Consider the following 13,188-nt stretch of genomic DNA (forward strand, 5'->3'; position numbering starts at 1 on the left):
CTCGCGGCCGTTTTGCGGTCGATAGTCGTCCCCAGTGTCTGATCGAGAGTTGCCCATGAACACGCCCAACGTTGAAGCCGTGAAACAGGATGAACTGAACTGCTGGCGCATCCGCCACGGCAAGGCCGAAGTGCTGGTGGCCCAGCAAGGCGCGCACATCCTCAGTTATCAGATCGACGGCCAGCCGCCGATCATCTGGCTCAACGACAAGGCCGAGTTCAGGACCGGCAAAAGCATCCGCGCCGGCGTGCCGGTGTGCTGGCCGTGGTTCGGCAAATTCGAACGCAACCCGAGCAGCGTGCAGGCGATGTACACCGGCGCGCAACCGGCTCCCGCGCACGGTCTGGTACGGGCGATGGACTGGGAGTTGGGCGGCATCGAATCAGAGGCTGACGGCATCAAGGTCGAGTTCAAGCTGCCCTACCCGGAAGGTGGCCTGCCGGGCTGGCCCCACGAGGTCGACCTGACCCTGACCCTGCATCTGGCGGATCAGTTGCATTACAGCCTTACCAGCCATAACCGGGGTACTGACAGCGTTACGCTGAGTCAGGCGCTGCACACCTATTTCGCCGTGAGTGACGCGCGCAATGTGCATGTCGACGGCGTGGCCGGGCTCAACTACATCGAGACCCTGGATGACTGGAACACGGCCAGCCAGAGCGGCGATCTGCATTTCGCCGGCGAGACCGACCGCATCTACCTCGATGTTCCGCCGCAACTGAGCATCGTTGATCCAACCTGGGAACGACGCATCGTGCTGACCTCTACCGGCTCGCGCACTGCGGTGATCTGGAACCCGTGGATCGACCGCGCCGCCGCCCTGCCGGACATGGACAACGATGGCTGGCAGCGCATGCTGTGCATCGAGACGGCCAATGTGATGGATGACATCGTCACGCTGGCGCCGGGGGAGAGCCATACCTTGGGCGTTAGCGTGGCCAGCAAACCGCTTTAAGATCAAAAGATCGCAGCCTTCGGCAGCTCCTACAGGAAAATGCATTCCAATGTAGGAGCTGCCGAAGGCTGCGATCTTTTGCTTTAGAGGTCAGCTTCCTCCACCACCCGCACCTTCTCCGCCTCCAGCGCATACGCTGCATCCGCCAGATCATTGCTGACCTTTTCGATCTTCAGCGTGCCGGTCACCCATAGCGGTGTGTAGATGTCCTCCAGCTTCAACCCTTTCGGATAACGCACCAGCACCAGTTGATTGGGCGGCGGTGGCGGCACGTGGATGCAGGCGCCGGGATACGGAACGAGGAAGAACAGCGTGCTGCGGCCCTTGGCATCGGACTCCAGCGGCACCGGGTAACCACCGATGCGGATGTGCTTGTCGTTCATCGACGCCACGGTTTTCGTTGAATACATCACCGCTGGCAGACCTTTGGCCTGCTTCATCCCGCCCTTCTCGGTGAAGGTGCCGCTGGCTTCGGGAGAGTTGTGGTCGATTTCCGGCATGGCCTCGAGGGCCTTTTGATCCGACTTGGGCATCAGTTCCAGCCAGTCGGTTTCCGGCAGTTCGCCGGCGTGGGCGAGATAACTGCCCAGCAAGAAGAGAGTCAACAGAAGACGGCGCATGAAGGTGCTCGGCAGGCAAAGGAATGGACGGTGAGTCGCCGCGCATTCTAGCCCTCCCGGCCGCGCTGGCCGAGAGGGCTTTGTCGCTTTCGATCAGTTCTTTTTGATCAGACCGTAGATCACCAGCAACACGACAGCGCCGACCAGTGCGCCGAGGAAACCCGCGCCCTCGCCCGCCTGATAGATGCCCAGAGCCTGGCCGCCGTAGGTGGCTGCCAGCGAACCGCCGATACCGAGCAGGATGGTCATGATCCAGCCCATGCTGTCATCGCCCGGTTTCAGGAACCGAGCCAGCAGGCCGACGATCAAGCCGATAAAGATGGTTCCGATAATTCCCATGGCATTTCCCTCTGATTTGGTAGATATGCCAAAGCCTAGACAGACTTTGGCATCCTGCCATGAGAGAACGGCGGCCCCTGAATGGTTCCGCCGCTGCCACATGAAACTGGTTTACTCGGCGATCAGCGCTTCGACCTTGATGATCTGCGCCTGCAGCGTGGCCATGTCGGCGCAGCGCAGGTTGGCATGGCCGACCTTGCGTCCGGCCTTGAAAGCTTTGCCGTAGTGATGCAGATGGCAGTCTTCGATGGCGATGACTTTTTCCACCGGCGGCACTACGCCGATGAAGTTGAGCATCGCGCTCTCGCCGACCTTGGCGGTCGAACCCAGCGGCAGGCCGGCCACGGCACGCAGGTGGTTTTCGAACTGGCTGCACTCGGCACCTTCGGTGGTCCAGTGCCCGGAGTTGTGCACGCGCGGGGCGATTTCGTTGGCTTTCAGGCCACCGTCGACTTCGAAGAACTCGAAAGCCATCACGCCGACGTAGTCGAGGTGTTTGAGCACACGGCTGGAATAATCTTCGGCCAGCGCCTGCAACGGGTGATCGGTGCTGGCGACGGACAGCTTGAGGATGCCGCTGTCGTGGGTGTTGTGCACCAGTGGATAGAACTTCGTTTCGCCATCGCGGGCACGCACGGCGATCAGCGACACTTCGCCGGTGAATGGCACGAAGCCTTCCAGCAGGCAGGCAACGCTGCCCAGTTCGGCGAACGTACCGGCAACATCTTCCGGCTTGCGCAGGACTTTCTGGCCCTTGCCGTCATAACCCAGGGTGCGGGTTTTCAGCACGGCCGGCAGACCGATCGAAGCGACGGCGGCGTCCAGGTCGGCTTGCGACTGGATGTCGGCGAAGGCCGGGGTCGGAATGCCGAGGTCTTTGAACATGCTCTTTTCGAACCAGCGGTCACGAGCGATGCGCAGGGCTTCGGCGCTCGGGTAGACCGGCACGAATTGCGAAAGAAACGCCACGGTTTCGGCCGGGACGCTCTCGAATTCGAAGGTCACCAGATCGACTTCATCGGCCAGTTGGCGCAGATGATCCTGATCGCCGTAATCGGCCCGCAGGTGTTCGCCCAACGCAGCGGCGCAAGCGTCCGGCGCAGGGTCGAGAAAAGCGAAGTTCATCCCCAGCGGAGTGCCCGCCAGGGCCAACATGCGACCCAACTGGCCGCCACCGATTACACCGATCTTCATCTCAACAACCTCAGGCAATACGTGGGTCTGGATTGTCCAGGACGCTGTCTGTCTGCTCGGCACGGAAGGTTTTCAGTACCGCGTGAAATTGCGGGTGCTTGGCGCCGAGGATGCTTGCCGAGAGCAGTGCGGCGTTGATCGCGCCAGCCTTGCCGATGGCCAGGGTGGCAACCGGAATGCCCGCCGGCATCTGCACGATCGACAGCAGCGAATCGACGCCCGAGAGCATGGCCGACTGCACCGGCACGCCCAGCACCGGCAGGTGGGTCTTGGCCGCACACATGCCTGGCAAGTGGGCTGCGCCACCGGCACCGGCGATGATCACCTCGATGCCACGGCTTTCAGCCTCTTCGGCGTACTGGAACAGCAGATCCGGGGTGCGGTGGGCGGAAACCACCTTGACCTCGTACGGGATGCCGAGCTTTTCCAGCATATCGGCGGTGTGGCTAAGGGTGGACCAATCGGACTTGGAGCCCATGATCACGCCAACCAGTGCACTCATCGTCGCGCCTCTTCTCTCTGGAGCGCCCGCAGGCGCGTCATAAAACAACAAGCCACGCAGGTTGCGTGGCTTGATTGTACGAAAAATGGCCGGACGTGCCGGCCGAAGGCCGCGCAGTATACCGCAAAGAAAGCAATAAACAGCCCCCGAAACGACCATCTGTCAAATGAGCGAAAGGCCCGGTTTTATTGACCTTGAGGTCAGCGAAAGAACAGCGCAAAAATCCCCCTGTGGGAGCGAGCCTGCTCGCGAAAGCGTTGTGTCAGACGTGCCTCAGCGCCTGACACTGCGCATTCGCGAGCAGGCTCGCTCCCACATTCGATCTTCATCAGCTTCAAGCGTTTTGGGCAGCACCGCCTTCAAGCTTGCGCCACAGCAACCGCACGTTGGCCTTGCGTACCAGGGCGCAGCGGTACAAACGAATCTCCAGCGGCACATGCCATTGCGGGCCGCCGCACACCACCAGCTCACCGCGCGCCAACTCTGCGCGTACGCTCAGTTGCGGCACCCAGGCAATGCCGAGGCCTTCCAGCGCCATGCTTTTCAGGCTGTCGGCCATCGCGGTTTCGTAGATCGTGGTGAAGCGCAACTGGCGCTGGCGCAGCAAGCCGTTCACCGAACGGCCGAGAAACGCCCCGGCGCTGTACGCCAGCAACGGCACGCTCGCCTCGCCTTCCAGATCGAACAGCGGTTTGCCATCCAGATCTGCCGCGCACACCGGCAGCATTTCGGTCTGGCCCAAGTGCAGCGACGGGAAGATTTCCGGGTCCATCTGCATCGCCGAATCCGGGTCGTAGAACGCCAGCATCAGATCGCAGCCACCTTCACGCAAAGCGTGCACGGCGTCACCAACGTTGGTCGCCACCAGCCGCGTGGCGATGTTCAGCCCTTCGTTGCGCAACTGGGCGATCCAGCGCGGGAAAAAGCCCAGCGCCAGCGAGTGTGCCGCCGCCACCTGCATCACCTCGCCCTGCCCGCCTTCCAGATGATGCAGATGGCGCAGCACTTCGCCGAGCTGTTCGACCACGGTGCGCGCGGTCACCAGGAACAACTGCCCCGCCGCCGTCAGTTCGACCGGCGTGCGCGAGCGATTGACCAGGGTCAGCCCCAGCGCCGCTTCGAGGCTGCGGATCCGCCGACTGAACGCCGGCTGAGTCACGAAGCGCCGTTCGGCTGCCTGCGAGAAGCTGCGGGTGGCGGCCAGGGCACTGAAGTCCTCGAGCCATTTGCTTTCCAGATTCATCACGTCCTCCCGGACACGCACCAAAACAGGTCACACGTCTGCCGCACAGGCGGCGTCACATGGGCATTATGCCGAATGTGCATAGGGCAGTGCTGAACAGCATTGGCCCAAAAATCCCCACAAGCCTAGCATTCGCAGCGTTCCGGCACAGACCGGGTCCTTATCGAGATGATTTCTATCATGTCCTCCGCTGCATCTTTCCGCACAGAAACCGACCTGCTTGGCGCCCTCGAAGTACCGGCCCATGCGTACTACGGCATCCAGACCCTGCGAGCGGTGAACAACTTCCGCCTCTCGGGCGTTCCGATTTCGCATTACCCGAAACTGGTTGTGGGCCTGGCGATGGTCAAACAGGCCGCCGCTGACGCCAACCGCGAGCTGGGTCACCTGAGCGAAGCCAAGCACGCTGCCATCAGCGAAGCCTGTGCGCGATTGATCCGCGGCGATTACCACGAAGAGTTCGTGGTCGACATGATTCAAGGTGGCGCCGGCACGTCCACCAACATGAATGCCAACGAAGTGATCGCCAACATTGCTCTGGAAGCGATGGGCCACGAGAAAGGCGAATACCAGTACCTGCACCCAAACGACGACGTGAACATGGCGCAGTCGACCAACGACGCCTATCCGACGGCGATCCGTCTGGGTCTGCTGCTGGGTCACGACGCGCTGCTGGCCAGTCTCGACAGCCTGATCCAGGCCTTCGCGGCCAAGGGCAAAGAGTTCGACCACGTCCTGAAAATGGGCCGTACCCAACTGCAAGACGCCGTGCCGATGACCCTCGGCCAGGAATTCCGCGCGTTCGCCACCACGATGGGCGAAGACCTCGCGCGTCTGAAGACGCTGGCCCCGGAACTGCTGACCGAAGTCAACCTGGGCGGCACCGCGATCGGCACCGGCATCAACGCCGACCCGCGTTATCAGGCACTGGCTGTTCAACGTCTGGCATTGATCAGCGGCCAACCGCTGGTACCGGCCGCCGACCTGATCGAAGCGACCTCCGACATGGGCGCGTTCGTGCTGTTCTCCGGCATGCTCAAGCGCACCGCGGTCAAGCTGTCGAAGATCTGCAACGACTTGCGCCTGCTGTCCAGCGGCCCACGCACCGGCATCAATGAAATCAACCTGCCGGCGCGTCAGCCAGGCAGCTCGATCATGCCCGGCAAGGTCAACCCGGTGATCCCGGAAGCCGTGAACCAGGTCGCGTTCCAGGTCATCGGTAACGACTTGGCGCTGACCATGGCAGCCGAAGGCGGCCAGCTGCAACTGAACGTGATGGAGCCGCTGATCGCTTTCAAGATCCTCGATTCGATCCGCCTGCTGCAACGTGCCATGGACATGCTGCGCGAGCACTGCATCGTCGGCATCACCGCCAACGAAGCGCGCTGCCGTGAACTGGTCGAGCATTCGATCGGTCTGGTCACCGCACTGAACCCGTATATCGGCTACAAAAACGCCACCCGCATCGCCCGTATCGCCCTTGAAAGCGGCCGTGGCGTGCTGGAACTGGTGCGCGAAGAAGGTCTGCTCGACGAAGCCATGCTCGCCGACATCCTGCGCCCGGAAAACATGATTGCCCCGCGTCTGGTTCCGCTCAAAGCCTGAGCCGACGCGAACTTGTAGCACCGCTCACCAGGTCGAGGGACTAGACACCTCTCACCTTTTGAGGGCTTGGGGATTTTGTCCCCGAGCCCTTTTTTTTAACTTCTTTGCGGGCAGGACGTTAGATGCTTTGTGTATTCGATACCGCCAAGATCGCAGCCTTCGGCAGCTCCTACAGGATTGACGTGCACCTGTAGGAGCTGCCGAAGGCTGCGATCTTTTGATTTGCAGCAACCTCGTTTCGTCGCTTGCACCACTACCGTGCAGACGGGCGCGCCACTGATCGGTATAGTGCCGCCCCTCTTCGCGTGAGCGGTCGTCGGTAACGAGGCCATCACCCATGCGAAACCCGAACTAATAACAAAACCCGCGATATGGATCCGGGACGAAACCTTCGCCTCACCCGTCGTGCCGCGTGCATGCCGGTGTAACACGATGTTTCTCCGATCCAGCATTTGCACCCACAAAAAACAGCGAGGATAAATCCATGCTCGAAGTCATCAACGACTTCCTCTCAGGGAAAGTACTGATCGTGCTCATTGTCGGGCTCGGTAGCTACTTCACGATTCGCTCGCGTTTCGTTCAACTGCGTCATTTTTTCCACATGTTCGCGGTGTTCCGCGACAGCCTCAAAGGCAGCGCCGGGCAACTCAGCTCGTTCCAGGCCTTGATGCTCAGCCTCGCCGGCCGCGTCGGTGCAGGCAACATTGCCGGTGTCGGCATCGCCGTGACCCTCGGTGGTCCGGGTGCGGTGTTCTGGATGTGGGTGACCGCACTGGTCGGTATGTCCAGCAGCTTCTTCGAGTGCACCCTGGCCCAGGTCTACAAGCGCGCCGATGGCGACGGCCTGTACCGTGGTGGCCCGGCGTATTACATCCAGCACGGGCTCAAGCTCAAAGGCATGGCGATAGTCTTCTCCGTTCTGCTGCTGGTCACCTACGGCTTCGCCTTCATCGGCCTGCAGTCCTACACCGTGACCCACTCGCTGCAGAACGCCTTTGACTTCAACCCACAACACACCGGTATCGTCCTGGCGGTGCTGCTGGCCATCACCTTTATCGGCGGGATCAAGCGCATCGCTTCGGTCTCCGACCTGCTGGTACCGATCAAGACCCTGGCCTATATCGGCGTGACCCTGTACGTGATCGGCACCCAGATCGAACACGTACCGGCCATGCTGGAAACCATCTTCAAGAGCGCCTTCGGCCTCGACCCGGCCTTTGCCGGCCTGCTCGGCAGCGCCATTGTCATGGGCGTGAAGCGTGGCGTGTTCGCCAACGAAGCGGGCCTGGGCAGTGCGCCGAACGTCGCCGCTGTGGCCGCCGTCAAGCACCCGGGCGCGCAGGGCGTGGTCCAGGCTTTCAGCGTGTTCCTCGACACCTTCGTGATCTGCACCTGCACCGCGCTGCTGATCCTGCTGTCGGGCTTCTACACCCCGGGCTTTGAAGGTGACGGTATCGTCCTGACCCAGAACTCGCTGGCTGCCGTGGTCGGTGACTGGGGTCGCATGTTCGTCAGCGTCGCGCTGTCACTGTTCGTCTTCACATGCATCCTCTACAACTACTATCTGGGCGAGAACAGCTTGCAGTTCCTCAGCCGCAACCGCGCCCTGCTGATGCTGTTCCGCGGTCTGGTGCTGGCGCTGGTGGTGTGGGGTTCGATGCAGGACCTGACGACAGTGTTCGCCTTCGCCGACATCACCATGACCTGCCTGGCCTTCGTCAACCTCGTGGCCCTGGCCATGCTGTTCAAGGTCGGCCTGCGGGTGATGCGCGACTACGATGAGCAGCGTCGCGCCGGCGTCAAACAGCCAGTGTTCGACTCGAGCAAATTCGCCGACCTGGATCTGGATCGCAACGCCTGGCCGGTCAACCCGCCAGCAGCGGCGGGCCAGACTGAAACTGCGCCGCAAGGCGTACCTGCAGCGCAACGCTGACAGGTGAATGACGGGCGCATCCCCTGCGCCCGTCAGTTATTGTGATGCAATAACCTGCAGGATTGAGCCTGCTCGCGATGGCGGACTTTCAACCAACATCAGTGTTGAATGACACACCGCTTTCGCGAGCAGGCTCGCTCCCACAGGACCCTCATCGTTTCGGAGAATCCTATGAGCTCGTCGACCTATCCCGCCGCTCAACACGTCATGGTGCTCTACACCGGTGGCACCATCGGCATGCAGGCCAGCGCCAACGGGCTGGCCCCGGCGTCCGGTTTCGAAGCGCGGATGCGCGACTACTTGCACAGCCAGCCTGAGCTGGTAGTGCCGCAGTGGCAGTTTCGGGAAATGTCTCCGCTGATCGACAGCGCCAACATGACCCCGGCCTACTGGCAGCAACTGCGCGAAGCGGTAGTCGATGCCGTGGACGTGCAAGGCTGCGACAGCGTGCTGATCCTGCACGGCACCGACACGCTCGCGTACAGCGCGGCGGCGATGAGTTTTCATTTGCTCGGCCTGCATGCCCGCGTGTGTTTCACCGGCTCGATGTTGCCGGCGGGCGTGACCGACAGCGATGCCTGGGAAAACCTCGGCGGCGCGCTGGTCGCCCTCGGCCAAGGCCTGGCGCCGGGCGTGCACCTGTACTTCCACGGCGAACTGCTGGCGCCGACCCGCTGCGCGAAAGTGCGCAGCTTCGGCCGCCATCCGTTCAAACGCCTGGAGCGTCAGGGCGGTGGTGTGAAGGCGCCGTCGATTCCAGTCGCGCTGAACTACAACCAGCCGAAGCAACTGGCAAAAGTGGCGGTGTTGCCGCTGTTTCCCGGGATCAGTGCCGAGGTTCTCGATGGTCTGCTCGACAGCGGCATTCAAGGTCTGGTGCTGGAATGCTACGGCAGCGGCACAGGGCCGAGCGACAACCCGCAATTCCTCGCCAGCCTTGGCCGCGCACGGGATAACGACGTGGTGGTGGTCGCGGTCACGCAGTGCCATGAAGGGGGCGTTGAGCTGGATGTGTATGAAGCGGGCAGTCGTTTGCGCGGTGTCGGCGTGTTGTCCGGTGGCGGTATGACGCGCGAGGCGGCGTTCGGCAAGTTGCATGGGTTGCTGGGGGCCGGGCTGGAAACGGCTGAAGTTCGTCGATTGATCGAACTGGATTTGTGTGGTGAGTTGATCTGAGCACGGCGCTGGATTGCCCCTCACCCTAACCCTCTCCCAGAGGGAGAGGGAACTGACCGTAGTGTCTTGCGCGATACACCGACCTGATAAACAGTGTCGATTATGGATTCGGCGGCGGTGTCTCACGTCGGTGTATTTCTGCAATATCCCCCGTTCGGCCCCCTCTCCCTCTGGGAGAGGGCTGGGGTGAGGGCCTGCGGCATGCAACTTGCTGCGTTCCAGCCACCTCCAGGCTGGAAGATCCCATGCTCCACTCCCACCTCACCACCCTCAACGCGGTCTCGCTGATCCTCAACACGTTCAAGGCCGAAGGCCTGTCGAGTGAGGCGCTGCTGGCTGGCAGCGGCATCGTGGCGGCGGATCTGCAGCGTGCCGATACGCGCATCACCACCCATCAAGAGATGCAGGTCTGCACCAACGCGGTCGCGCTCAAACGTGACATCGGCCTTGAGTTGGGCCGGCGCATGCACGTGTCCTGTTACGGCATGCTCGGTTACGCCCTGCTGACCTGTGCCACCTTCGGTGACGCTTTGCGGCTGGCGATCCGTTATCCGGCGCTGTTGGGCACGTTGTTCGAACTGAGCCTGGAAGACGATGGCGAGCAGGTCTGGTTCGTCGCTGCTGATTACCGTGAAAGCCCGGCGATGGCGGTGTTCAACGCCGAATTCTGTCTGGTTTCGCTGAAGGTCATCTGCGACGACTTGCTCGGCCATCCGCTGCCGCTACGCGCCACGCGCTTTGAACATGCAGCGCCGGACTATCGCGCCAGCTACGCCGAACCCTTCAACTCGCCGCTGCACTTTTCGGCCAAGGACAACGCCTTCGCCTTCGACCGCCACTGGCTCGATCAGCCGCTGCCGCTGGCCGACGCGATCACCCATCAGGCCATGGCAGAGCGCTGCCGCAAACAGAATCTGGAGTTCACCGGACGCCAGGCCTGGCTGGGGCGGATTCGTCAGTTGCTCAGCGCGCAATTGAACGCTGCGCCGGGCCTGGAGGGGTTGGCGCAGCAGATGAAGTGCTCACCGCGCACCCTGCGTCGGCATTTGAAAGACATGGGCAGCAGCTATCAGGAACTGCTCGATGAACTGCGCTTCGAACGGGCCAAGCAGATGTTGTGTGAAGACCAGTTGCCAATCTATCGGATCGCCGAGACGCTGGGCTTCAGCGAGACCGCGAGTTTCCGCCATGCGTTTGTGCGCTGGAGTGGCGTGGCGCCGAGTCAGTTCAGATCCTGAAGATCAAAAGATCGCAGCCTTCGGTTGTTAGGGGCGAATTGCGGTCAGAGCTTTTGGCCATATCGATCCCCTTTTGGCCGCTCCCGACGTTCTCCGATTCAACTTGCGCCGCAACACTGAAGACCACCGAATCAGCCTTGCGGAGAACAACAAATGCTGACGATCTACTCAGACGATCACCACTTGCACCATGGCCGTTGCGAACTTATCGATGGCCAGCTCAAGCCGTGCTTCGAGATGCCGTCGCGTGCCGACCATGTGCTGCAACGCGTGCACAAGCAAAACCTCGGTGCGGTCGAAGCGCCGACGGATTTCGGCGTGGAGCCGATCGCGCGCATTCACAGCCGTGACTATCTGGAATTTTTCAAAGGTGCATGGCAACGCTGGACCGAGTTCAACACTGACGGCGACTTGCTGCCCTACACCTGGCCGGCGCGCACGCTGCGTGCGATCAAACCGACCAGCCTGCATGGCCAGCTCGGTTATTACAGCTTCGACGGCGGCGCGCCGATTACCGCCGGCACTTGGCAAGCAGCCTACAGCGCGGCGCAAGTGGCGCTCACCGCGCAAGCTGAAATCCAGGGTGGCGCACGCGCAGCCTTCGCCCTCTGCCGTCCGCCGGGACATCACGCCGCCAGTGATTTGATGGGCGGATATTGCTACCTCAACAACGCCGCGATAGCCGCGCAGGCCTTCCTCGATCAGGGCCACCAGAAGGTCGCGATCCTCGACGTCGACTACCACCATGGCAACGGCACCCAGTCGATTTTCTACGAACGCAGCGACGTGCTGTTCACTTCGATCCACGGCCATCCAGAAGCGGAGTTTCCATTCTTCCTCGGTTACGACGACGAGCGCGGCGAAGGTGCCGGTGAAGGCTTCAATTTCAACTATCCGCTGCCGGCCGGTTCCGGCTGGGATGTGTGGAGCGCGGCGCTGGATCAGGCCTGCGACGAGATCGACAGTTACGGCGCGGACATCATCGTCGTCTCCCTCGGCGTCGACACGTTCAAGGACGATCCGATCTCGCAGTTCAAACTCGACAGCCCGGATTACCTGGCCATGGGCAAGCGCATCGCCGCCCTCGGCAAGCCGACCCTGTTCGTCATGGAAGGTGGCTACGCCGTTGAAGAAATCGGCATCAACGCGGTGAACGTGCTGGAAGGTTTTGAACAATGAAAAAGCGACTGATCGCCTCGGCGCTGTGCGCGGCTCTGCTAAGCGCTGGCGCCCACGCCGAAGAACGCACGCTGCGCGTCTATAACTGGTTCGACTACATCACGCCCAAGGCGCTGGACGACTTCAAGGCACAGAACAGCCAGACCAAACTGATCTACGACATCTTCGACACCAACGAAGCACTCGAGGCCAAGCTGCTCACCGGCAACTCAGGCTATGACGTGGTGGTGCCGTCCAACGTGTTCCTCGCCAAGCAAATCGAGGCCGGGGTGTTCCAGCCGCTGGATCGCAGCAAATTGCCGAACTGGAATCACCTCGATCCGAAACTGATGAAGCTGATCGAGGCCAATGATCCGGGGAACAAGTTCGCCGTGCCGTACATGTACGGCACCATCCTGATTGGTTTCAACCCGGCCAAGATCAAGGCGGCCCTGGGCGACAACGCGCCGGTGGACAGTTGGGACCTGATCTTCAAAGAGGAAAACATCAGCAAGCTCAAGCAGTGTGGCGTCGCCCTGCTCGACTCGCCGTCGGAGATTCTGCCGCTGGCTCTGCAACACCTCGGCCTCGACCCCAACAGCAAGAAGCCAGCGGATTACGCCAAGGCCGAAGCGCTGCTGATGAAAATCCGCCCTTATGTGACGTACTTCCATTCTTCCAAGTACATGGCCGACATTGCCAACGGCGACATCTGCGTGGCCGTCGGCTATTCCGGCAGCTTCTCGCAGGCGGCCAACCGCGCCAAGGAAGCGAAAAACGGCGTGGTGGTCGATATGCGCTTGCCCAAAGAAGGCGCACCGATCTGGTTCGACATGCTCGCGATTCCCAAGGGCGCGAAGAACACCGAAGACGCCTACACCTTCATCAACTATCTGCTGCAACCTGCGGTGATTGCCCCGGTCAGCGACTTTGTCGGTTATCCAAACCCGAACAAGGACGCCACCGGGCTGGTCGATCCAGCCATTCGCAACAACCCGAACCTGTATCCGACCGATGCGGCAATGAGCACGCTCTACACCTTGCAGCCGCTGCCTCGGGATGCCGAACGGGCGCGCACGCGGGCCTGGACCAAAATCAAATCCGGGACCTGACACCCGCCCCTTGCACGGAGACCCGCACATGCGGGTCTTTTTTTGCCTGACAGATCTATGTACCGCACGCCCAAGCGGCGCGCCTTTTACCTTGCGCTGATCCGTCGCCCTTC

General features: G+C 61.6%; 12 protein-coding genes. 7 read left to right on the forward strand and 5 right to left on the reverse strand.

Annotation, left to right across the window (positions count from 1 at the left end):
- The first annotated feature begins 55 nt into the window (after positions 1-55).
- Complete coding sequence (locus PS14A_RS25210) at positions 56-955, forward strand: D-hexose-6-phosphate mutarotase (RefSeq protein ID WP_212617456.1); 900 nt, start codon at positions 56-58, stop codon at positions 953-955.
- An 83-nt stretch (positions 956-1,038) separates the two neighbouring features.
- Here the strand turns inward: PS14A_RS25210 and PS14A_RS25215 are convergent, their stop codons facing one another.
- The 5 genes from PS14A_RS25215 to PS14A_RS25235 form a co-directional block, all read right to left on the reverse strand.
- Positions 1,039-1,575, reverse strand: a complete 537-nt coding sequence (locus tag PS14A_RS25215) for a DUF3299 domain-containing protein (RefSeq protein ID WP_130909917.1) — start codon at positions 1,573-1,575, stop codon at positions 1,039-1,041.
- 93 nt (positions 1,576-1,668) lie between these two features.
- Positions 1,669-1,914 carry a GlsB/YeaQ/YmgE family stress response membrane protein gene (locus PS14A_RS25220; protein ID WP_016772475.1) on the reverse strand — a complete coding sequence of 82 codons (246 nt, stop codon included), beginning with the start codon at positions 1,912-1,914 and terminating at the stop codon, positions 1,669-1,671.
- Between the two features lie 111 nt (positions 1,915-2,025).
- Positions 2,026-3,108, reverse strand: a complete 1,083-nt coding sequence (locus tag PS14A_RS25225) for a 5-(carboxyamino)imidazole ribonucleotide synthase (RefSeq protein ID WP_041476593.1) — start codon at positions 3,106-3,108, stop codon at positions 2,026-2,028.
- A gap of 10 nt (positions 3,109-3,118) precedes the next feature.
- Positions 3,119-3,610, reverse strand: a complete 492-nt coding sequence (gene purE / locus PS14A_RS25230) for a 5-(carboxyamino)imidazole ribonucleotide mutase (RefSeq protein WP_007920220.1) — start codon at positions 3,608-3,610, stop codon at positions 3,119-3,121.
- Positions 3,611-3,944: 334 nt separating this feature from the next.
- Positions 3,945-4,853, reverse strand: a complete 909-nt coding sequence (locus tag PS14A_RS25235) for a LysR substrate-binding domain-containing protein (RefSeq protein ID WP_073470875.1) — start codon at positions 4,851-4,853, stop codon at positions 3,945-3,947.
- Positions 4,854-5,033: 180 nt separating this feature from the next.
- Here PS14A_RS25235 and aspA point away from each other — a divergent pair, with 180 nt between their 5' ends.
- The 6 genes from aspA (at position 5,034) to PS14A_RS25265 (ending at position 13,075) form a co-directional block, all read left to right on the forward strand.
- Positions 5,034-6,458, forward strand: a complete 1,425-nt coding sequence (aspA, locus tag PS14A_RS25240) for an aspartate ammonia-lyase (protein WP_016772472.1) — start codon at positions 5,034-5,036, stop codon at positions 6,456-6,458.
- Positions 6,459-6,942: 484 nt separating this feature from the next.
- Positions 6,943-8,391 (forward strand): alanine/glycine:cation symporter family protein, encoded by a 1,449-nt coding sequence (locus PS14A_RS25245; protein WP_016772471.1) that lies wholly within the window; start codon positions 6,943-6,945, stop codon positions 8,389-8,391.
- 171 nt (positions 8,392-8,562) lie between these two features.
- Positions 8,563-9,567, forward strand: coding sequence for an asparaginase (locus PS14A_RS25250; RefSeq protein ID WP_212617457.1), 1,005 nt, complete (start codon positions 8,563-8,565; stop codon positions 9,565-9,567).
- Positions 9,568-9,812: 245 nt separating this feature from the next.
- Positions 9,813-10,805: an AraC family transcriptional regulator gene (locus tag PS14A_RS25255; RefSeq protein ID WP_212617458.1), complete on the forward strand. Its 993-nt coding sequence runs from the start codon at positions 9,813-9,815 to the stop codon at positions 10,803-10,805.
- 153 nt (positions 10,806-10,958) lie between these two features.
- Positions 10,959-11,984 carry a histone deacetylase family protein gene (locus PS14A_RS25260; protein WP_212617459.1) on the forward strand — a complete coding sequence of 342 codons (1,026 nt, stop codon included), beginning with the start codon at positions 10,959-10,961 and terminating at the stop codon, positions 11,982-11,984.
- Positions 11,981-13,075 carry a polyamine ABC transporter substrate-binding protein gene (locus PS14A_RS25265; RefSeq protein ID WP_122705509.1) on the forward strand — a complete coding sequence of 365 codons (1,095 nt, stop codon included), beginning with the start codon at positions 11,981-11,983 and terminating at the stop codon, positions 13,073-13,075. Before PS14A_RS25260 ends, PS14A_RS25265 begins: the two co-directional genes overlap by 4 nt.
- The last annotated feature ends 113 nt before the right edge of the window (positions 13,076-13,188 follow it).

This window comes from Pseudomonas sp. 14A (assembly GCF_018132745.1).
GTDB lineage: Bacteria > Pseudomonadota > Gammaproteobacteria > Pseudomonadales > Pseudomonadaceae > Aquipseudomonas > Aquipseudomonas mercuritolerans.

What these genes read in the sequence shown, in the direction of transcription:
- PS14A_RS25210 (WP_212617456.1), top strand. Translation starts at nt 56, where the DNA reads ATGAACACGCCCAACGTTGAAGCCGTGAAACAGGATGAACTGAACTGC.
- PS14A_RS25215 (WP_130909917.1), bottom strand. Translation starts at nt 1,575, where the DNA reads ATGCGCCGTCTTCTGTTGACTCTCTTCTTGCTGGGCAGTTATCTCGCC.
- PS14A_RS25220 (WP_016772475.1), bottom strand. Translation starts at nt 1,914, where the DNA reads ATGGGAATTATCGGAACCATCTTTATCGGCTTGATCGTCGGCCTGCTG.
- PS14A_RS25225 (WP_041476593.1), bottom strand. Translation starts at nt 3,108, where the DNA reads ATGAAGATCGGTGTAATCGGTGGCGGCCAGTTGGGTCGCATGTTGGCC.
- purE (WP_007920220.1), bottom strand. Translation starts at nt 3,610, where the DNA reads ATGAGTGCACTGGTTGGCGTGATCATGGGCTCCAAGTCCGATTGGTCC.
- PS14A_RS25235 (WP_073470875.1), bottom strand. Translation starts at nt 4,853, where the DNA reads ATGAATCTGGAAAGCAAATGGCTCGAGGACTTCAGTGCCCTGGCCGCC.
- aspA (WP_016772472.1), top strand. Translation starts at nt 5,034, where the DNA reads ATGTCCTCCGCTGCATCTTTCCGCACAGAAACCGACCTGCTTGGCGCC.
- PS14A_RS25245 (WP_016772471.1), top strand. Translation starts at nt 6,943, where the DNA reads ATGCTCGAAGTCATCAACGACTTCCTCTCAGGGAAAGTACTGATCGTG.
- PS14A_RS25250 (WP_212617457.1), top strand. Translation starts at nt 8,563, where the DNA reads ATGAGCTCGTCGACCTATCCCGCCGCTCAACACGTCATGGTGCTCTAC.
- PS14A_RS25255 (WP_212617458.1), top strand. Translation starts at nt 9,813, where the DNA reads ATGCTCCACTCCCACCTCACCACCCTCAACGCGGTCTCGCTGATCCTC.
- PS14A_RS25260 (WP_212617459.1), top strand. Translation starts at nt 10,959, where the DNA reads ATGCTGACGATCTACTCAGACGATCACCACTTGCACCATGGCCGTTGC.
- PS14A_RS25265 (WP_122705509.1), top strand. Translation starts at nt 11,981, where the DNA reads ATGAAAAAGCGACTGATCGCCTCGGCGCTGTGCGCGGCTCTGCTAAGC.